Genomic DNA, 17,346 nt, shown 5'->3' with positions numbered 1-17,346 from the left:
TGACCCCAGGGGGCGCGTGCGGCCGCGGGCGCGCGAGAACCCGCCGGCCTCCCGCGCGGTCGCGGTCGACCGGCGCGGGTGCGGGCCGGCCCCCGCCGCTGGCGGGGACCGGCCCTGGTGGTCCTAGAGGACCGGAGGCGTCACTTCGAGTAGTACTCGACGATGAGCTGCTCCTGGACCTGGACGTCGATGGCCGCTCGGGCCGGGACGCCGTGGACCAGGGCGCGCATGCGGTCGGCCTGGACCTCGAGCCACGCGGGCGTCGTCTTGCCCTCGAGCTCGGCCTTGGCGACGACGAACGGCGTCATCTCGAGCGACTTCTCGCGCACCTCGATGATGTCGTTGGGCGACACGCGGGCGCTGGGGATGTCGACCTTCTGGCCGTTGACCCGGATGTGGCCGTGGCGGACCGCCTGGCGGGCCGCGTCGCGGGACTTGGCGAAGCCCGCGCGGTACACGACGTTGTCGAGCCGGAGCTCGAGGATCTCGAGGAGGGTCTCGCCGGTGCGCCCGGCGCGGCCCTGGGCCTCCTCGTAGTAGCCGCGGAACTGCTTCTCGAGGACGCCGTAGATGCGCGCGCACTTCTGCTTCTCGCGCATCTGGAGCAGGTACTCGCTGTCCTTCGTGCGGCCGCGGCCGTGCTCGCCCGGCGGGTAGGGGCGGATCTCGATCGGGCACTTGCCCGAGTCGCACTTCGCGCCCTTCAGGTAGAGCTTCTGCTTCTCACGCCGGCAGCGCTTGCAGTCGGGCCCGGTGTAACGCGCCATGGGGGTCTCTCGTCTCCTTCGTCTCGCTGCAGCCGGGTCAGACGCGCCGGCGCTTGGGCGGGCGGCAGCCGTTGTGGGCCTGCGGCGTCACGTCCTGGATGGTGCCCACCTCCAGGCCGGTGGCCTGCAGCGAGCGGATGGCGGTCTCGCGGCCGGAGCCGGGGCCCTTGACGAAGACGTCCACCTTGCGCATGCCGTGCTCCTGGGCGCGGCGGGCGGCGGCCTCGGCAGCCATCTGCGCGGCGAAGGGCGTCGACTTGCGCGAGCCCTTGAAGCCGACCTGGCCGGCGGAGGCCCAGGAGATCACCGCACCCGTGGGGTCCGTGATCGAGACGATGGTGTTGTTGAAGGTGCTCTTGATGTGCGCCTGGCCGGCGGAGACGTTCTTCTTCTCCTTGCGGCGCGTGCGGCGCGCGCCACCGGGGGTGCGGGTCTTGGGGGGCATGGGCTGGTTCTCTCCTGGACGTGGGGCGAGCTGACCGGCGGCGGGGCGCTGGGCCCGCGCCGGCCGGCGGCGGTCTGGGAGCCGTTCCCCGCACGCCGCGCCGGGCGCGGCGGTGGCGGGGCGGGTCGGCCCGACGGGCGGGCCGACCGGGACGGCCTACTTGCGGCCGACCTTCTTCTTGCCGGCGACCGTGCGCTTCGGGCCCTTGCGGGTGCGCGCGTTGGTCTTGGTGCGCTGGCCGCGCACCGGCAGGCCCCGGCGGTGCCGCAGCCCCTCGTAGCAGCCGATCTCGACCTTGCGGCGGATGTCGGCGGCCACCTCGCGGCGGAGGTCGCCCTCCACCTGGTAGGCCTGCTCGATGTGGTCGCGGATCTTGACCTGGTCGTCCTCGGTCATGTCCTTGACGCGCAGGTCAGGGCTGATGCCCGTCGCCGTGAGCGTCTCCATGGCGCGGGTGCGCCCGACGCCGAAGATGTACGTGAGCGCGACCTCGAGCCGCTTGTCGCGGGGGAGGTCGACGCCGACGATGCGTGCCATCGCGGACTCCTGGTGTGCGGTGCGGAGGTGTGGGGCAGCACCGTCCCGCGGGGCCCGGGGGCTCCTCGCGGGTCCCCCGCCTCCGGGCGGGGGGTGACGTCCCGTCCTCGCGGGGAGGAGGGGGTCGGGTGCTGCTCGCCGGCGTGCACCGGGTCGGTGCGCGCCGGGTGCGATCAGCCCTGGCGCTGCTTGTGGCGCAGGTTGTCGCAGATGACCATGACCCGGCCGTTGCGGCGGATCACCTTGCACTTGTCGCAGATCTTCTTGACGCTCGGCTTGACCTTCATCGCTGTCCTCCACCGCCGGGACCGCGCCGGGTCCGTCGGTGCTCGTGGGGCTCGGTGGTCCGACCCGGTGCCGCCGTCGGGCGACCGGGACGTCCCGCGGGACGGTGCGCCCCTCCGGCCGGCGACAGGCGCGGCGGGTGGGCGGGCGTGCGGTGCTGCTGGTGGTGCCGCCGGATCACTTGTAGCGGTAGACGATGCGGCCGCGGGTCAGGTCGTACGGGCTGAGCTCCACCACCACGCGGTCCTCGGGGAGGATCCGGATGTAGTGCTGGCGCATCTTCCCCGAGATGTGCGCGAGGACCTTGTGGCCGTTGCTCAGCTCCACGCGGAACATGGCGTTCGGCAGCGCCTCCACCACAGCGCCCTCGATCTCGATGACCCCGTCCTTCTTGGCCATTGCCCTCCGCTCGTCGCGGGCGCGCCTGAGCCGCCCGTCGCAGTCGTCACCGGTCGTCGGTGCAGCGCGCGTGACGGGCCCGACCCGCCAGGACGAGAGGTCGTCCGGCGGGACGTCGTCGCCGAACCAGCCGCGGGGCGAGGACGTGGGCGTGCGAGCGCGCTCGTGCACCGACGCAGCAGCGTACGCGAGCGCGGCCCCAGCGCGAAATCGCCGGGAGGGGCCCTCCCCCGCCCTCAGGCCAGGGGGGCCACGGCGACGCCGTGGCGGGCGAGGCCCGCGGCCCCCCCGTCGGGCGCCGTGAGGACCCAGAGGCCGCCCTCGAGAACCGCGACGGTGTTCTCCCAGTGGGCGGCGCGCGCGCCGTCCGCGGTCACGACCGTCCAGTCGTCGGCGAGCACCTCGGTCTCCGCGGTGCCGCGGACCACCATCGGCTCCACGGCCACGCAGAGCCCCGGGCGCACCTTCGCGCCCCGGTCGCGCGACCGGTGGTTGAGCACCTCGGGCGGCTGGTGCATGGCCGTGCCGATGCCGTGGCCGACGTAACCCTCGACGATCCCGTAGCGCCCCGCCAGGGAGTCCTCGACGGCGGCTCCCACCGCACCCAGCCGCTCGGCGCCGGCCAGGGCGGCCAGGCCCGCCCACATGGCGGCCTCGGTGGCCTCGACGAGCGCCACGTCCTCGGGGTCCACCGCTCCCCCGCCGCCGTCGACGACGGCGCTGAACGCCGCGTCGCCGTGCCAGCCGTCCACGACCGCCCCGCAGTCCACGGACACCAGGTCGCCGTCCCGCAGGACCCGCTCCCCGGGGATGCCGTGGACGACCTCCTCGTTGACGGAGACGCACAGGGAGGCGGGGAAGCCCTGGTACCCGAGGAAGGACGGCACCGCCCCGGCTCCCCGGACGACCCCCTCGGCCACGCGGTCGAGCTCGGCGGTCGTCACCCCCGGGACGAGGGCGCCGCGGACGGCCTCGAGGGCGTCCGCCACGACGAGGCCGGCCCGGCGCATGAGGAGCACCTGCTCGGGCGTCTTCCACTCCACGCGCTCGCGCCGCAGGAGCCCCACGCCTCAGCCCCGGCCGAGCGCCGCGAGGACGCGCGCGGTGACGTCGGGCACCGCGCCCATCCCGTCCACGCGACGCAGCAGGCCGCGCCGGTCGTACACGTCGACGAGCGGCGCCGTCTGCGCCTCGTACACCTCGAGCCGGTGCCGCTGGACGGCCTCGCCGTCGTCCGAGCGGTGCTGCTCCGTCGAGCGCTGCGCGAGGCGCTTGACGACCTCCTCGGTGTCGACCGTGAGGAGGACGACCGCCTCGACGCCCTCGACCCCGGTGCCGCTGAGCATCGCGTCGAGCTCGCGGACCTGCGCGGTCGTCCGGGGGTAGCCGTCGAGGAGGAAGCCGTCGGCGGCGTCGTCGGCCTGCAGCCGCTCGCGCACCATGGCGTTCGTGACCTCGTCGGGCACGTACTCCCCCTCGTCCATGTAGGACTTGGCGGTGCGCCCGAGCTCGGTGCCCTCGCTGACGTTGGCGCGGAAGATGTCGCCGGTCGAGATGGCCGGCACGTCCAGCTCGACGGCGAGGCGGGCGGCCTGGGTGCCCTTGCCCGCTCCGGGCGGGCCCAGGAGGACGAGCCTCATCGGAGGAACCCCTCGTAGTTGCGCTGCTGGAGCTGGCTCTCGATCTGCTTCACCGTCTCGAGCCCGACGCCGACGACGATGAGGATCGACGTGCCACCGAACGGGAAGTTCTGCGTGGCGCCGACCAGCACGAGCGCGATGAGCGGGATGAGGGCGACGAAGCCGAGGTAGATGGCCCCGGGCAGCGTGATGCGGGTGAGGACGTAGTCGAGGTACTCGGCCGTGGGTCGGCCCGCGCGGACGCCGGGGATGAAGCCGCCGACGCGCTTGATGTTGTCGCTGACCTCGTCGGGGTTGAACGTGATCCCGACGTAGAAGTACGTGAAGAAGATGATGAGGGCGATGTAGGCGACGATGTAGACGGCGCTGTCGCCCTGGACCAGGTTGGCGTTCACCCACTGCACCCACCCGGACTGCGGGTCGTTGAACTGCGCGACCAGCGCGGGCAGGTACAGCAGCGACGAGGCGAAGATGACCGGGATGACGCCGGCCATGTTGACCTTGATGGGGATGTAGGTGCTCGTCCCGCCGTACATCCGGCGGCCCACCATGCGCTTGGCGTACTGGACGGGCACGCGCCGCTGGGACTGCTCGACGAAGACGACGAGCGCCACGATGACGAGCCCGACGGCGATGACGACGGCCATGACGCCGAAGCCCTGGCTCTGCCCGATGCTCCACAGCTGCCCGGGGAAGGTGGCGGCGATCGAGGTGAAGATGAGCAGCGACATGCCGTTGCCGACGCCCCGCTCGGTGATGAGCTCGCCCATCCACATGATGAGCCCGGTGCCCGCGGTCATCGTGATGACCATGAGCACGATGGTGACCACGGAGTCGTCCGGGATGATGTCGGCGGTGCAGCCGGGGAACAGCTGACCGGCGCGCGCCACCGCGATGTAGGTGGAGGACTGGAGGACGGCCAGGGCGATCGTCAGGTAGCGCGTGTACTGCGTGAGCTTCGCCTGCCCGGACTGCCCCTCCTTCTTCAGCTCCTCGAAGCGGGGGATCACGACCGTCAGCAGCTGCGTGATGATGCTCGCGGTGATGTACGGCATGATCCCGAGCGCGAAGACCGACAGCTGGAGCAGCGCTCCACCGCTGAAGAGGTTGACCAGCCCCAGCAGGTCGTTGGAGGACGCCGACGTCGACAGGCACTGCTGGACGTTGGCGTAGCTGACCCCCGGGACCGGGACGAACGAGCCCAGCCGGAAGATCGCCATGATCCCCGCGGTGAAGAGCAGCTTGCGCCGCAGGTCGGGCGTGCGGAACGCCCGCACGAATGCGCTGAGCACGTGTCCTCCAGATCGCCCGGCTCGGGCGGTCGCCGCGCCGGCGGCCTGCCGGCGGAGCGGTGCGGGTGCGGGCAGGTGGGCGGTCAGGTGGGCGGTCGGGTGGGCCGCCGCCCGTCATCGGGCGGGGCGCCGGGAGCCGACCCTACCCGCGTCGGCGCGCCGGTCGGGGACGGCTCCGGTGCGGCGCCGTCCGGCGCCGGGCGGGGCGGGGAGCACGACGCCCCGCCGCCCGGAGGGGCGGCGGGGCGTCAGCAGGGCTCAGAGCGTGGTGGTGCTGCCGCCCGCGGCGGCGATCTTCTCGACCGCGGAGGCCGAGAAGGCGTGGGCCGTGACCTGCAGCGCGACGTCCGCGCTGCCCTGGCCCAGGACCTTCACCTTCTGGTCCTTGCGGACCGCCCCGGCCGCGACCATCTCGTCGACGCCCACGGCCCCGCCCTGCGGGAAGAGCTCGGAGAGCCGGTCGAGGTTGACGACCTGGTAGGTCGTCCGGAACGGGTTGGTGAACCCGCGCAGCTTCGGCAGCCGCATGTGCAGCGGGGTCTGGCCGCCCTCGAAGGCCGCGGACACCTGGTAGCGGGCCTTGGTGCCCTTGGTGCCGCGCCCGGCGGTCTTGCCCTTGCTGGCCTCACCGCGCCCGACGCGGGTGCGCGCCGTCTTCGCGCCCGGGGCCGGGCGCAGGTGGTGGACCTTGAGCGTGCGGCCCTGCGGGCCCGTCGTCTCGTCGGCCATGGTCAGTCGACCTCCTCGAGCGTCACGAGGTGCGCCACCGTGGTGATCATCCCGCGGATCTCCGGGCGGTCGTCCTTGACGACGACGTCGCCGATCCGCTTGAGGCCGAGGCTGCGCACCGTGTCGCGCTGGTTCTGCTTCCCGCCGATGGTGGAGCGGGTCTGGGTCACCTTGAGCCGCGCCATCAGGACGCCGTCCCTGACATGGCCCGGACCAGGGCCGCCGGGGCGACCTCGTCGAGCGTCTTGCCGCGGCGGGCCGCGACGGACTCGGGGCGCTCGAGGCCCTTGAGGGCCGCCACCGTCGCGTGGACGATGTTGATGGCGTTGCTCGAGCCGAGCGACTTCGTCAGCACGTCGTGCACGCCGGCGCACTCGAGGACGGCGCGCACCGGGCCGCCCGCGATGACGCCGGTACCCGGCGACGCCGGGCGCAGCAGCACGACGCCGGCCGCGTCCTCGCCCGTGACGGGGTGCGGGATCGTCCCCTGGGCGCGGGGCACGCGGAAGAAGGCCTTCTTGGCCTCCTCGACGCCCTTGGCGATCGCCGCGGGCACCTCCTTGGCCTTGCCGTAGCCGACGCCGACGGTGCCGTCGCCGTCGCCCACCACGACGAGCGCGGTGAAGCTGAAGCGGCGACCGCCCTTGACGACCTTGGAGACGCGGTTGATCGTCACCACGCGCTCGAGGAACTGGCTGCGGTCCGCGGAGTCGCCCCGGCGGCCGTCACGGCGGTCGCGGCGGTCGTTGCCGCCGGGCCCGCCCGTGCCGGCGCCGGCGCCGCGGCGCTGGGGTCCAGGCATGTCTGGTCTCTTCTCTCTCTCGTCTCTCGCGTCAGTCGCCTGTGCCGAAGCCCGGGGGCCGGCTCAGACGGCGAGCCCGCCCTCGCGGGCGCCGTCGGCCACAGCGGCCACGCGGCCGTGGTAGCGGTTGCCGCCGCGGTCGAAGACCACGGCCTCGATGCCCGCGGCGCGGGCGCGCTCGGCCACCAGCTCGCCCACGCGGCGGGCCTTGGCGGTCTTGTCGCCGTCCAGCGCGCGCAGGTCGGCCTCCATCGTGGAGGCCGAGGCCAGCGTGCGGCCGACGGTGTCGTCGACGACCTGCACGAAGACGTGGCGGGTGGAGCGGTTGACCACGAGGCGCGGTCGGGCCGGCGTGCCGGAGACCTTCTTGCGCACCCGCAGGTGGCGACGGCCGCGGGCCGCCGTCGTGCCGGTGCCCCGGACGGCGGTGACGCCCCGGTAGGAGGACCTGCGTGCCATCACTTACCTGCCTTCCCGACCTTGCGCCGGACCTGCTCGCCCGCGTAGCGGACGCCCTTGCCCTTGTACGGGTCGGGCTTGCGCAGCTTGCGGATGTTGGCGGAGACCTCGCCCACGAGCTGCTTGTCGATGCCCTGCACCGAGAAGCGGGTGGGGGCCTCGACCGCGAACGTGATGCCCTCGGGCGCCGGGATGACGACCGGGTGGCTGAAGCCGAGCGCGAACTCCAGGGAGCCGCCCCGGGCCTGCACGCGGTAGCCGGTGCCGACGATCTCGAGCTTCTTCTCGTAGCCCGTGGTGACGCCCGTGACCATGTTCGCGAGCAGCGAGCGGGTCAGGCCGTGCAGCGAGCGGTTGGTGCGCTCGTCGTCCGGGCGGACGACGTGGAGCGCCCCGGACTCGCCGCGCTCGACCGAGATGGGCGCGGCGACCGTGTGCGCGAGCGTGCCGCGCGGGCCCTTGACGACGACCTCCTGGCCGTCGATGGAGACGTCGACCCCGGCGGGGACGTCGATGGGCAGCCTTCCGATGCGGGACATGCTTCCTCCTCCGCCCTTACCAGACGTAGGCGAGGACTTCCCCGCCCACGCCCTGCTTCGTGGCCTGCCGGTCCGTGAGGAGGCCGGAGGACGTGGACAGGATCGCCACGCCGAGGCCGCCGAGGACGCGGGGCAGGTTGGTCGACTTCGCGTACACGCGCAGGCCCGGCTTGCTGACCCGCCGGACGCCGGCGATGGAGCGCTCGCGGTTGGGGCCGAACTTCAGCTCCAGGGTGAGCTTGCGGCCCACCTCGGCGTCCTCCACCGACCAGCCGGCGATGTAGCCCTCCGCCTGGAGGATCTCGGCGATGCGCTGCTTGAGCTTGCTGTAGGGCATGGTCACGTCGTCGTGGTACGCCGAGTTGGCGTTCCGCAGGCGCGTGAGCATGTCCGCGATCGGGTCGGTCATCGTCATCGGGCTCGTCCGCCCTTCCTCACCTCGGTTTCCGCTCCCCGGCGGGCGGGGGCGGACCTGAGGCGTCCGTGCCGGACGCGGTGGTCCGGCGGTGCTTCTGGGACTCGTGCTGCCGAGCGGGCCTCGCCCGCTCGTGCCCCCGGCGCTGCGAGCCGGGGGCGGGGGCTCACCAGGAGCTCTTCGTGATGCCCGGGAGCTCGCCCCGGTGGGCCATCTCGCGGAGGCACACGCGGCAGAGGCCGAACTTGCGGTAGACCGAGTGCGGCCGGCCGCAGCGCTGGCAGCGCGTGTAGGCCCGGACGCCGAACTTGGGCTTGCGCGCGGCCTTGGTGACCAGGGCGGTCTTCGCCATGTCAGTCCTCCTTGAAGGGGAAGCCGAGCTGGCGCAGCAGCGCCCGGCCCTCGTCGTCGTTGCGTGCCGACGTCACGACCGTGACGTCCATGCCGCGCACGCGGTCGATGCGGTCCTGGTCGATCTCGTGGAACATCGACTGCTCCGTGAGGCCGAACGTGTAGTTGCCGCGCCCGTCGAACTGCTTCGGCGAGAGGCCGCGGAAGTCGCGGATGCGGGGCAGCGCCAGCGACACGAGGCGGTCGAGGAACTCCCACATGCGGTCCCCGCGCAGCGTCGTGTGGCAGCCGATCGGCATGCCCTCGCGCAGCTTGAACTGCGCGATCGACTTGCGGGCCCGCGTCACCTGCGGCTTCTGGCCGGTGATGGTGGTGAGGTCGCGGACGGCGCCGTCGATGAGCTTCGAGTCGCGCGCGGCGTCGCCCACGCCCATGTTCACCACGACCTTGACCAGGCCGGGGATCTGCATGACGTTGGCGTAGCCGAACTGCTCGCGCAGCGCCGGCGCGATCTCGGAGCGGTAGCGCGCCTTGAGGCGCGGCTGCGGCGCGCCGCTCGCCTCGGTCACGGCGGCGGGCGAGGTGGTCGTCTCACTCATGCGATGTCCTTGCCGGAGCGCTTGGCCACGCGGACGCGGGTGGTCACGGTCCGCCCGTCGCGCTCGGTCGTCTCGGTGCGCACGCCGACCCGCGTGGGCCGACCGGTCTCCGGGTCCACGACCTGCACGTTGCTGATGTGGATCGGCGCCTCGACGGTCTCGCGACCGCCCGAGCCGCGCCCGGCCGCCCCGGCCTTGACGTGCTTGGTGATGCGGTTGACGCCCTCGACCAGCACGCGCTGGCGCTCGGGGAACACCGCGATGACGCGACCCTGCTTGCCGCGGTCGCCGCCGCGCGCCTGCGTGGCGCCGGAGATGACCTGGACCAGGTCGCCCTTCTTGATCTTCAGCTTCGGCATCTCAGAGCACCTCCGGGGCCAGCGAGACGATCCGCATGAAGCGCTTGTCGCGCAGCTCGCGCCCCACGGGGCCGAAGATGCGGGTGCCCCGCGGGTCGCCGTCCGCCTTGAGGATGACGGCCGCGTTCTCGTCGAAGCGGATGTAGGAGCCGTCCGGACGACGGCGCTCCTTGCGGGTGCGGACGACGACCGCCTTGACGACGTCGCCCCTCTTGACGTTGCCGCCGGGGATGGCGTCCTTGACGGTCGCCACGATGACGTCCCCGATGCCGGCGTACCGGCGGCCTGAGCCGCCGAGGACGCGGATGCAGAGGATCTCCTTGGCACCCGTGTTGTCGGCGACCTTGAGCCGCGACTCCTGCTGGATCACTGTTCGACACTCCTGTCGTCGCGCCGGTTCTCGTCGCGAGCCTGGCGGAACGGACTCTTCCGTGGTGGTGCGGGGGTGCCGGCTCCCCTCCCCCGCGGGAGGGGGCCGGCGGGGCCCGGAGGCCTCAGACGGCCTTCTCGAGCACCTCGACGACGCGCCAGCGCTTGGTGGCCGACAGCGGCCGCGTCTCGGCGATGCGCACGCGGTCGCCGACGCCGCAGGCGTTGGTCTCGTCGTGCGCCTTGACCTTGCTCGTGCGCCGGATGACCTTGCCGTAGAGCGCGTGCTTGACGCGGTCCTCGACGACGACGACGACGGTCTTGTCCATCTTGTCGCTGGCCACGACGCCGATGCGGTTCTTGCGGTACCCGCGCTGCTCGGCGGCGGCGGTGGTGTCCGTGCTCACTGCGTCCTCGCTCACTTCTCGCTCCCCCCGGCGGCCGGGGCGCTGATGATGCCGAGCTCCTGCTCGCGCATCACCGTGTAGATGCGCGCGATGTCGCGGCGCACGGCGCGCAGCCGCGTGTGGTTCTCCAGCTGGCCGGTGGCCGACTGGAAGCGGAGGTTGAAGAGCTCCTCCTTCGCGCGGCGCAGCTCCTCGACCAGCTGGTCGGCGTCCTTCTCGCGGAGCTTCGCGGGCGCCACGTCCTCGCTGCCGACGGCCATCAGACCTCACTCCCCTCGCGCGCGACGAAGCGGCACTTCATCGGCAGCTTGTGGATGGCGAGCCGCATGGCCTCGCGGGCCACGGGCTCGGCCACGCCGGAGATCTCGAACATCATCCGGCCCGGCTTGACGTTGGCGACCCACCACTCGGGCGAGCCCTTGCCGGAGCCCATGCGGGTCTCGGCGGGCTTCTTCGTGATGGGGCGGTCCGGGTAGATGTTGATCCAGACCTTCCCGCCACGCTTCATGTAGCGGGTCATGGCGATGCGCGCGGACTCGATCTGCCGGTTGGTGACGTACGCCGGCTCGAGGGCCTGGATGCCGTAGTCGCCGAAGGCGATCGTGGTGCCGCCCTTGGCGGCCCCGGTGCGCTTGGGGTGGTGCTGCTTGCGGTGCTTCAGCCTGCGCGGGACGAGCACGTCTCAGCCCTCCGTTCCGGGGTTCGCGACGGCCTGCGGGGCGACGCCGGCCTCGGTGGCCGGGGCCTGCGCCTGCGGGGCGTCACCGGCGGGACGACGACCGCGCGTCGGACGCTCGGCCCGGGGGCCGCGCGGGCCGCGGGGCGCGTTCGCCTGCTGCTGCGCGAGCTCGCGGCTCGTCAGGTCGCCCTTGTAGACCCAGACCTTCACGCCGATGCGGCCGAACGTCGTCTTGGCCTCGTAGAAGCCGTAGTCGATGTTCGCGCGGAGCGTGTGCAGCGGGACGCGACCCTCGCGGTAGAACTCCGAGCGGCTCATCTCGGCGCCGCCCAGGCGGCCCGAGCACTGCACGCGGATGCCCTTGGCACCGGCGCGGGAGGCCGTCTGCATGCCCTTGCGCATCGCGCGGCGCCACGCCACGCGGCTCGCGAGCTGCTCGGCGATGCCCTGGGCGACCAGCTGCGCGTCCGTCTCGGGGTTCTTGACCTCGAGGATGTTGAGCTGGACCTGCTTGCCCGTGAGCTTCTCGAGCTCGCCGCGCAGGCGGTCGGCCTCGGCGCCGCGGCGGCCGATGACGATGCCCGGGCGCGCCGTGTGGATGTCGACGCGCACGCGGTCGCGGGTGCGCTCGATGTCGACCTTGGCGATGCCGGCGCGCTCCATGCCCGTGGACATGAGCTTGCGGATCGAGACGTCCTCGCCCACGTAGTCGCGGTAGCGCTGGCCGGACTTCGTCGAGTCGGCGAACCACCGGGAGCGGTGCTCGGTGGTGATGCCCAGCCGGAAGCCGTGCGGGTTGACCTTCTGGCCCACTAGGAGCTCCTCCCCGTCGTCGAGGTCGTCGCGGCGGCGCGCGCCGGCACGGGCGCGACCACCACCGTGATGTGGCTGGTGCGCTTGTTGATGCGCGCCGCGCGGCCCTGGGCCCGCGGGCGGAACCGCTTCATCGTCGGGCCCTCGTCCACGAACGCCGCGGACACGACCATCTCGCGCTCGTCGAAGGCCTCACCGGCCTGGTCGGCCTTCACGCGGGCGTTCGCGATCGCGCTCTGCACGACCTTGCGCACGGGCTCGCTCGCCGCCTGCGGCGCGAACTCGAGCACCGCGAGGGCGTCGCCCGCCCGCTTGCCACGGACGAGGTCGACGACGCGCCGGGCCTTCTGGGGCGTGACGCGCACGTAGCGCGCCTTCGCCATGGCTTCCATCGCTGTCCTGCCTTCTCTTCCTTCGGTCTTCCCGGAGGTCTCGTCGCTGCTGACCCGAGGTCAGCGGCGACGGCCCTTCCGGTCGTCCTTCACGTGGCCGCGGAAGGTCCGCGTGGGGGCGAACTCCCCCAGCTTGTGGCCGACCATCGCCTCGGTGACGAACACCGGGACGTGCTTGCGGCCGTCGTGCACCGCGAAGGTGTGGCCCAGGAAGTCCGGGGTGACGACGGAGCGCCGGGACCAGGTCTTGATGACGTTCTTCGTGCCCTTCTCGTTCTGCACGTCCACCTTCTTCTGGAGGTGGTCGTCGACGAAGGGGCCCTTCTTCAGGCTGCGCGGCATGTCCGGTCTCCTCAGCGCTTCTTGCCGGTGCGGCGCCGGCGGACGATCTGCTTGTCGCTGGGCTTGCCCGGACGACGCGTGCGGCCCTCGGGCTGGCCCCAGGGGCTCACCGGGTGGCGACCGCCGGAGGTCTTGCCCTCACCACCGCCGTGCGGGTGGTCGATCGGGTTCATCGCGACACCGCGGACGGTGGGACGACGGCCCTTCCAGCGCATGCGGCCGGCCTTGCCCCAGCTGATGTTCGACTGCTCGGCGTTGCCGACCTCGCCGACCGTGGCGCGGCAGCGCACGTCGACGTTGCGGATCTCGCCCGAGGGCATGCGCAGCTGGGCGTTGCCGCCCTCGCGCGCCACGAGCTGCACCGAGGTGCCCGCCGAGCGGGCGATCTTGGCGCCGCCGCCGGGACGCAGCTCGATGGCGTGCACCACCGTGCCGACCGGGATGTTGCGCAGCGGCAGGTTGTTGCCGGGGCGGATGTCGGCGCCGGGGCCGTTCTCCACGACGTCGCCCTGCTTCAGGCGGGTCGGCGCGATGATGTAGCGCTTCTCGCCGTCGACGTAGTGCAGCAGCGCGATACGCGCGGTGCGGTTGGGGTCGTACTCGATGTGAGCGACCGTGGCCGGCACGCCGTCCTTGTCGTGGCGCCGGAAGTCGACCACCCGGTAGGCGCGCTTGTGGCCGCCGCCCTGGTGGCGCGTCGTGATGCGCCCGCTGCTGTTGCGCCCGCCCTTCTTGGGCAGGGGGCGCACCAGCGACTTCTCCGGCGTGGACCGCGTGATCTCGACGAAGTCGGCGACGGACGAGCCGCGGCGGCCCGGCGTCGTCGGCTTGTACTTGCGGATTCCCATGCTCTCAGTCCTCTTCTGTGGCGCCGGCTCAGGCCGTGGTGCCGAAGATGTCGATGGAGTCGCCCTCGCGGAGGGTGACGATGGCGCGCTTGGTGTCCTTGCGACGCCCCGTCCCGCCCCGCGTGCGGCGAGCCTTGCCCTGGCGGTTGAGCGTGTTGACGCCCGTGACCTTCACGCCGAAGACGCGCTCGACCGCGATGCGGATCTCGGTCTTGTTGGCCCGCGGGTCGACGAGGAACGTGTACTTGCCCTCGTCGAGGAGCGAGTAGCTCTTCTCGGAGACCACCGGCGCGAGCAGCACGTCGCGCGGGTCCTTGCCGAAGCGCGCCGAGAGGGTGCCGGCCGAGGCCAGGTCCTTCTCGACGGCGCCGTCGGCCGTCGTCGTGCCTGCCTCGCTCACGCCTCGCCCTCGCTCTCGGCCGTGGCGGCCTCCCGGCCGCCGAGGAACGCCCGCAGGGCTGCCGTCGTGAAGACGACGTCGTCGCTGCAGAGCACGTCGTAGGTGTTCAGCTGGTCGGCCCGCAGCAGGTGCACCTCGGGCGCGTTGCGCAGGCTGAGCCAGGTGTTCTCGTCGGCGCGGTCGACGACGACGAGGAAGCTCGCCCGGCCCTCGAGGCCCGGGAGCGCACGCAGCGCCGCGAGGCCCGCGCGGGTGGACGGCGCCTCGGCGAAGGGGCCCTCGACGACGTGGACGCGGCCGTAGCGGGCGCGGTCCGAGAGCGCGCCGCGCAGCGCGGCCGCCTTCATCTTCTTGGGCGTCCGCTGGCTGTAGTCGCGCGGCTGCGGGCCGTGGACCGTGCCACCGCCGGCGAACTGCGGCGCGCGGGTCGAGCCCTGGCGGGCGCGACCGGTGCCCTTCTGGCGGAAGGGCTTCTTGCCGCCGCCGCGCACGTCGCCGCGCGTCTTGGTGGCGTGCGTGCCCTGGCGGGCCGCCGCGAGCTGCGCGACGACGACCTGGTGGATGAGCGGCACGTTGGCGACGACGTCGAAGACGTCGCCCGGCAGCTCGGCGGAGCCGGTGACGGCACCGCTCACGTCGTGCACGTCGACCGTGCGCGTCGTCGGCTGCGCGCCGACCGTGGTGGTCGTGGTCATGGGGCTCAGGCCTCCTTCGCGATCGCCTTGGCCGGCGTGCGCACGAGGACCACGCCGTTCTTCGGGCCGGGGACCGCGCCCTTGATGAGGATGAGGCCCTTCTCGACGTCGACCGAGTGGACCGTGAGGTTCTGCGTCGTCTGGCGCACGTGGCCCATGCGGCCCGCCATGCGCATGCCCTTGAAGACGCGGCCCGGGGTCGCGCACCCGCCGATGGAGCCGGGCTTGCGGTGGTTGCGGTGCGCGCCGTGCGAGGCGCCGACGCCGTGGAAGCCGTGGCGCTTCATGACGCCGGCGGTGCCCTTGCCCTTGGTCGTGCCGACGACGTCGACGACCTGGCCGGCCGAGAAGACCTCCGCGGAGACCTCCTGGCCGGGGGTGAAGCCCGCGGCGTCGGCCGTGCGGATCTCGACGACGTGGCGACGGGGCGTCACGCCGGCCTTGGCGAAGTGGCCCGTGAGCGGCTTGGTCACGCGACGGGGGTCGACGGCGCCGGCGGCGAGCTGGACGGCCGAGTAGCCGTCCTTCTCGGGCGTGCGCACCTGGGTGACGACGTTCGGCGAGGCCTGCACGACGGTCACGGGGACGAGGCGCCCCTCGGCGTCCCAGACCTGGGTCATCCCCAGCTTGGACCCCAGCAGACCGGCGACGACGCGCTGGTCGGGAGTGGTGGTGGTCATGGCGTCAGCAGTCCTCAGAGCTTGATCTCGATGTTCACGTCAGCCGGCAGGTCGAGCCGCATGAGCGAGTCGACCGCCTTCGGCGTGGGGTCGATGATGTCGATGAGCCGCTTGTGCGTGCGCATCTCGAAGTGCTCGCGGCTGTCCTTGTACTTGTGCGGGGAGCGGATCACGCAGAACGTGTTCTTCTCCGTCGGCAGCGGCACCGGGCCCACGACCGTCGCACCAGCGCGGGTCACCGTGTCGACGATCTTGCGCGCCGAGCTGTCGATGACCTCGTGGTCGTAGGACTTGAGCCGGATGCGGATCTTCTGTCCCGCCATGGCGTCGCGATCTCTCTCTCCGTCGTACCGCTGAGGTCCTGCGGGCCGCCCCACGGGGGCGCGGCCCGCCGTGCTCGCCCCGGGCCGCCGACCCCCGAGGTCGGGAGTGTCGCGCTGGCCTCGTGCGAGCGGGCCCCCCTCCCCCACCACCCCGGGGGGCGGCGCGGGCGGGACCCGGCGAGTGCGTGTCGTGCCGTCGTGCGTGGTGCTGTCCGGGGCGTCCCCGGCGCCGCTCCTGCGGCAGCCGACCAGCCCGGCGGACCGGGCGGCGGCGCGCGGGCGTGCGCCTGCGCGGATCAACTGGTGCAGTCTGCCAGAGGGTCCCGCCGGTTGGCCAATCGCCCCCGGTCGTCGCCGTGCGCTCCCCCGCCCGGCCCCGGCGCACCGGAGGCTCGGAGGGACCTGCCCCCGCCGGAGCAGGGACCCGCACCCGGCAGGGCCCGGACGCAGCAGGAGCCCGGACGGCGGGCGTCCGGGCTCCTGCTGCCGGCCGCGGCCCGACCCGGAGGTCGAGCCGCGGCGCGGTCCGCCCCGAGGGGCGGGGTGTCACTGGGTGATGCTGGTCACCTGGCCGGCGCCGACGGTGCGGCCGCCCTCGCGGATGGTGAAGCGCAGGCCCTGCTCCATGGCCACCGGCTGGATGAGGTTGACCTTCATGTCGGTGTTGTCGCCCGGCATGACCATCTCGGTGCCCTCGGGCAGCTCGATGACGCCCGTCACGTCCGTCGTGCGGAAGTAGAACTGCGGGCGGTAGTTCGAGTAGAAGGGGTTGTGCCGGCCGCCCTCGTCCTTGGACAGGATGTAGACCGACGCCTCGAACTGGGTGTGCGGCACGATCGATCCCGGCTTGCAGATGACCTGCCCGCGCTCGACGTCCTCGCGCTTGATGCCGCGCAGCAGGAGGCCGACGTTCTCGCCCGCGCGCGCCTCGTCGAGGAGCTTGCGGAACATCTCGACGCCCGTGACGGTCGTCTTGGTCTTGGTCTCCTTGATGCCGACGATCTCGACGTCCTCGTTCACGTTGAGCTTGCCGCGCTCGACGCGACCGGTGACGACGGTGCCGCGACCGGTGATGGTGAAGACGTCCTCGACCGGCATGAGGAACGGCTGGTCGATGTCGCGCTCGGGCTCGGGGATCGCCGTGTCGACGGCGTTCATGAGCTCCATGAGCTTGTCGCTCCACTCGGCGTCGCCCTCGAGCGCCTTCAGCGCCGAGACGCGGACGACGGGGACGTCGTCGCCGGGGAACTCGTAGGAGGTCAGCAGCTCGCGGACCTCCATCTCGACGAGCTCGAGGATCTCCTCGTCCTCCACCATGTCGGCCTTGTTGAGGGCGACGACGATGTAGGGGACGTTGACCTGGCGGGCGAGGAGCACGTGCTCGCGGGTCTGGGGCATCGGGCCGTCGGTGGCGGCGACGACGAGGATCGCGCCGTCCATCTGCGCCGCGCCGGTGATCATGTTCTTGATGTAGTCGGCGTGACCGGGGCAGTCGACGTGGGCGTAGTGGCGCGCCTCCGTCTGGTACTCGACGTGCGCGATGGAGATCGTGATGCCGCGGGCCTTCTCCTCGGGCGCCTTGTCGATCATGTCGAAGGCGGACGCCTGGTTGAGGTCCGGGTACTTGTCGTGCAGCACCTTGGTGATCGCCGCGGTCAGCGTCGTCTTGCCGTGGTCGATGTGACCGATGGTGCCGATGTTGACGTGCGGCTTGGTGCGCTCGAACTTGGCCTTCGCCACTGGGTCCTCCTGGGATGTCTCTGGCGTGGTCTTCGGTGGT

General features: G+C 72.5%; 30 protein-coding genes. All 30 read right to left on the bottom strand.

What is annotated here, in order from left to right:
- Positions 1-140: 140 nt before the first annotated feature.
- Complete coding sequence (gene rpsD, locus Q0789_RS01250) at positions 141-767, bottom strand: 30S ribosomal protein S4 (RefSeq protein WP_298801362.1); 627 nt, start codon at positions 765-767, stop codon at positions 141-143.
- Positions 768-804: 37 nt separating this feature from the next.
- Entirely contained in the window at positions 805-1,212 is a 408-nt protein-coding gene (gene rpsK, locus Q0789_RS01245) for a 30S ribosomal protein S11 (protein WP_171201676.1), read from the bottom strand.
- Positions 1,213-1,368: 156 nt separating this feature from the next.
- On the bottom strand, positions 1,369-1,749 hold the full coding sequence (gene rpsM / locus Q0789_RS01240; RefSeq protein ID WP_171201675.1) for a 30S ribosomal protein S13: 381 nt from the start codon (positions 1,747-1,749) through the stop codon (positions 1,369-1,371).
- 173 nt (positions 1,750-1,922) lie between these two features.
- Positions 1,923-2,036: a 50S ribosomal protein L36 gene (gene rpmJ, locus Q0789_RS01235; RefSeq protein ID WP_030903823.1), complete on the bottom strand. Its 114-nt coding sequence runs from the start codon at positions 2,034-2,036 to the stop codon at positions 1,923-1,925.
- A gap of 175 nt (positions 2,037-2,211) precedes the next feature.
- Entirely contained in the window at positions 2,212-2,433 is a 222-nt protein-coding gene (gene infA / locus Q0789_RS01230; RefSeq protein ID WP_123379890.1) for a translation initiation factor IF-1, read from the bottom strand.
- 236 nt (positions 2,434-2,669) lie between these two features.
- Complete coding sequence (gene map, locus Q0789_RS01225; RefSeq protein ID WP_298801359.1) at positions 2,670-3,500, bottom strand: type I methionyl aminopeptidase; 831 nt, start codon at positions 3,498-3,500, stop codon at positions 2,670-2,672.
- Positions 3,501-3,503: 3 nt separating this feature from the next.
- The gene (locus Q0789_RS01220; RefSeq protein WP_298801358.1) at positions 3,504-4,073 is read right to left on the bottom strand and encodes an adenylate kinase; all 570 of its coding nucleotides are present in this window, start codon (positions 4,071-4,073) and stop codon (positions 3,504-3,506) included.
- Entirely contained in the window at positions 4,070-5,365 is a 1,296-nt protein-coding gene (secY, locus tag Q0789_RS01215; protein ID WP_298801357.1) for a preprotein translocase subunit SecY, read from the bottom strand. Before secY ends, Q0789_RS01220 begins: the two co-directional genes overlap by 4 nt.
- 258 nt (positions 5,366-5,623) lie before the next feature.
- Positions 5,624-6,094: a 50S ribosomal protein L15 gene (gene rplO, locus Q0789_RS01210; RefSeq protein ID WP_171201672.1), complete on the bottom strand. Its 471-nt coding sequence runs from the start codon at positions 6,092-6,094 to the stop codon at positions 5,624-5,626.
- Positions 6,095-6,096: 2 nt separating this feature from the next.
- Entirely contained in the window at positions 6,097-6,279 is a 183-nt protein-coding gene (gene rpmD / locus Q0789_RS01205; RefSeq protein ID WP_298801356.1) for a 50S ribosomal protein L30, read from the bottom strand.
- Positions 6,279-6,896: a 30S ribosomal protein S5 gene (gene rpsE / locus Q0789_RS01200; RefSeq protein WP_298801355.1), complete on the bottom strand. Its 618-nt coding sequence runs from the start codon at positions 6,894-6,896 to the stop codon at positions 6,279-6,281. Before rpsE ends, rpmD begins: the two co-directional genes overlap by 1 nt.
- 63 nt (positions 6,897-6,959) lie before the next feature.
- The gene (gene rplR, locus Q0789_RS01195) at positions 6,960-7,355 is read right to left on the bottom strand and encodes a 50S ribosomal protein L18 (protein ID WP_171201669.1); all 396 of its coding nucleotides are present in this window, start codon (positions 7,353-7,355) and stop codon (positions 6,960-6,962) included.
- Entirely contained in the window at positions 7,355-7,894 is a 540-nt protein-coding gene (rplF, locus tag Q0789_RS01190; RefSeq protein WP_171201668.1) for a 50S ribosomal protein L6, read from the bottom strand. Before rplF ends, rplR begins: the two co-directional genes overlap by 1 nt.
- A gap of 16 nt (positions 7,895-7,910) precedes the next feature.
- A complete protein-coding gene (gene rpsH, locus Q0789_RS01185; RefSeq protein ID WP_171201667.1) occupies positions 7,911-8,309 on the bottom strand; it encodes a 30S ribosomal protein S8 in 399 nt (132 codons plus the stop codon).
- Between the two features lie 166 nt (positions 8,310-8,475).
- On the bottom strand, positions 8,476-8,661 hold the full coding sequence (locus Q0789_RS01180; RefSeq protein WP_171201666.1) for a type Z 30S ribosomal protein S14: 186 nt from the start codon (positions 8,659-8,661) through the stop codon (positions 8,476-8,478).
- Position 8,662: 1 nt separating this feature from the next.
- Positions 8,663-9,259: a 50S ribosomal protein L5 gene (rplE, locus tag Q0789_RS01175; RefSeq protein ID WP_171201665.1), complete on the bottom strand. Its 597-nt coding sequence runs from the start codon at positions 9,257-9,259 to the stop codon at positions 8,663-8,665.
- Positions 9,256-9,618 carry a 50S ribosomal protein L24 gene (rplX, locus tag Q0789_RS01170; RefSeq protein WP_298801354.1) on the bottom strand — a complete coding sequence of 121 codons (363 nt, stop codon included), beginning with the start codon at positions 9,616-9,618 and terminating at the stop codon, positions 9,256-9,258. The genes rplE and rplX overlap by 4 nt, the downstream gene beginning before the upstream one ends.
- Position 9,619: 1 nt before the next feature.
- The gene (rplN, locus tag Q0789_RS01165) at positions 9,620-9,988 is read right to left on the bottom strand and encodes a 50S ribosomal protein L14 (protein ID WP_171201664.1); all 369 of its coding nucleotides are present in this window, start codon (positions 9,986-9,988) and stop codon (positions 9,620-9,622) included.
- Between the two features lie 124 nt (positions 9,989-10,112).
- On the bottom strand, positions 10,113-10,409 hold the full coding sequence (gene rpsQ, locus Q0789_RS01160) for a 30S ribosomal protein S17 (RefSeq protein WP_171201663.1): 297 nt from the start codon (positions 10,407-10,409) through the stop codon (positions 10,113-10,115).
- A complete protein-coding gene (gene rpmC, locus Q0789_RS01155; RefSeq protein WP_298801353.1) occupies positions 10,406-10,654 on the bottom strand; it encodes a 50S ribosomal protein L29 in 249 nt (82 codons plus the stop codon). Before rpmC ends, rpsQ begins: the two co-directional genes overlap by 4 nt.
- The gene (rplP, locus tag Q0789_RS01150) at positions 10,654-11,073 is read right to left on the bottom strand and encodes a 50S ribosomal protein L16 (protein ID WP_171201661.1); all 420 of its coding nucleotides are present in this window, start codon (positions 11,071-11,073) and stop codon (positions 10,654-10,656) included. The genes rpmC and rplP overlap by 1 nt, the downstream gene beginning before the upstream one ends.
- Positions 11,074-11,076: 3 nt before the next feature.
- On the bottom strand, positions 11,077-11,886 hold the full coding sequence (gene rpsC, locus Q0789_RS01145) for a 30S ribosomal protein S3 (RefSeq protein ID WP_171201660.1): 810 nt from the start codon (positions 11,884-11,886) through the stop codon (positions 11,077-11,079).
- Positions 11,886-12,278, bottom strand: a complete 393-nt coding sequence (gene rplV, locus Q0789_RS01140; protein ID WP_171201659.1) for a 50S ribosomal protein L22 — start codon at positions 12,276-12,278, stop codon at positions 11,886-11,888. The genes rpsC and rplV overlap by 1 nt, the downstream gene beginning before the upstream one ends.
- 60 nt (positions 12,279-12,338) lie before the next feature.
- Entirely contained in the window at positions 12,339-12,620 is a 282-nt protein-coding gene (rpsS, locus tag Q0789_RS01135) for a 30S ribosomal protein S19 (protein WP_119139906.1), read from the bottom strand.
- Positions 12,621-12,631: 11 nt separating this feature from the next.
- Positions 12,632-13,468 (bottom strand): 50S ribosomal protein L2, encoded by an 837-nt coding sequence (rplB, locus tag Q0789_RS01130; RefSeq protein WP_171201658.1) that lies wholly within the window; start codon positions 13,466-13,468, stop codon positions 12,632-12,634.
- Between the two features lie 28 nt (positions 13,469-13,496).
- The gene (gene rplW, locus Q0789_RS01125; protein WP_171201680.1) at positions 13,497-13,820 is read right to left on the bottom strand and encodes a 50S ribosomal protein L23; all 324 of its coding nucleotides are present in this window, start codon (positions 13,818-13,820) and stop codon (positions 13,497-13,499) included.
- A 44-nt stretch (positions 13,821-13,864) separates the two neighbouring features.
- Complete coding sequence (gene rplD / locus Q0789_RS01120; RefSeq protein WP_298801352.1) at positions 13,865-14,563, bottom strand: 50S ribosomal protein L4; 699 nt, start codon at positions 14,561-14,563, stop codon at positions 13,865-13,867.
- 5 nt (positions 14,564-14,568) lie between these two features.
- Positions 14,569-15,243, bottom strand: a complete 675-nt coding sequence (rplC, locus tag Q0789_RS01115) for a 50S ribosomal protein L3 (RefSeq protein WP_298801351.1) — start codon at positions 15,241-15,243, stop codon at positions 14,569-14,571.
- A gap of 14 nt (positions 15,244-15,257) precedes the next feature.
- Positions 15,258-15,566, bottom strand: coding sequence for a 30S ribosomal protein S10 (rpsJ, locus tag Q0789_RS01110; RefSeq protein WP_123379910.1), 309 nt, complete (start codon positions 15,564-15,566; stop codon positions 15,258-15,260).
- A gap of 546 nt (positions 15,567-16,112) precedes the next feature.
- Positions 16,113-17,306, bottom strand: a complete 1,194-nt coding sequence (gene tuf, locus Q0789_RS01105) for an elongation factor Tu (protein ID WP_171201655.1) — start codon at positions 17,304-17,306, stop codon at positions 16,113-16,115.
- Positions 17,307-17,346: the final 40 nt, after the last annotated feature.

Source organism: uncultured Pseudokineococcus sp. (genome assembly GCF_947499845.1).
Classification (GTDB): Bacteria; Actinomycetota; Actinomycetes; order Actinomycetales; family Quadrisphaeraceae; genus Pseudokineococcus.
The sequence above is the reverse complement of the archived record's forward strand: the minus strand, read 5'-3'. Positions and strand labels throughout refer to the sequence as shown.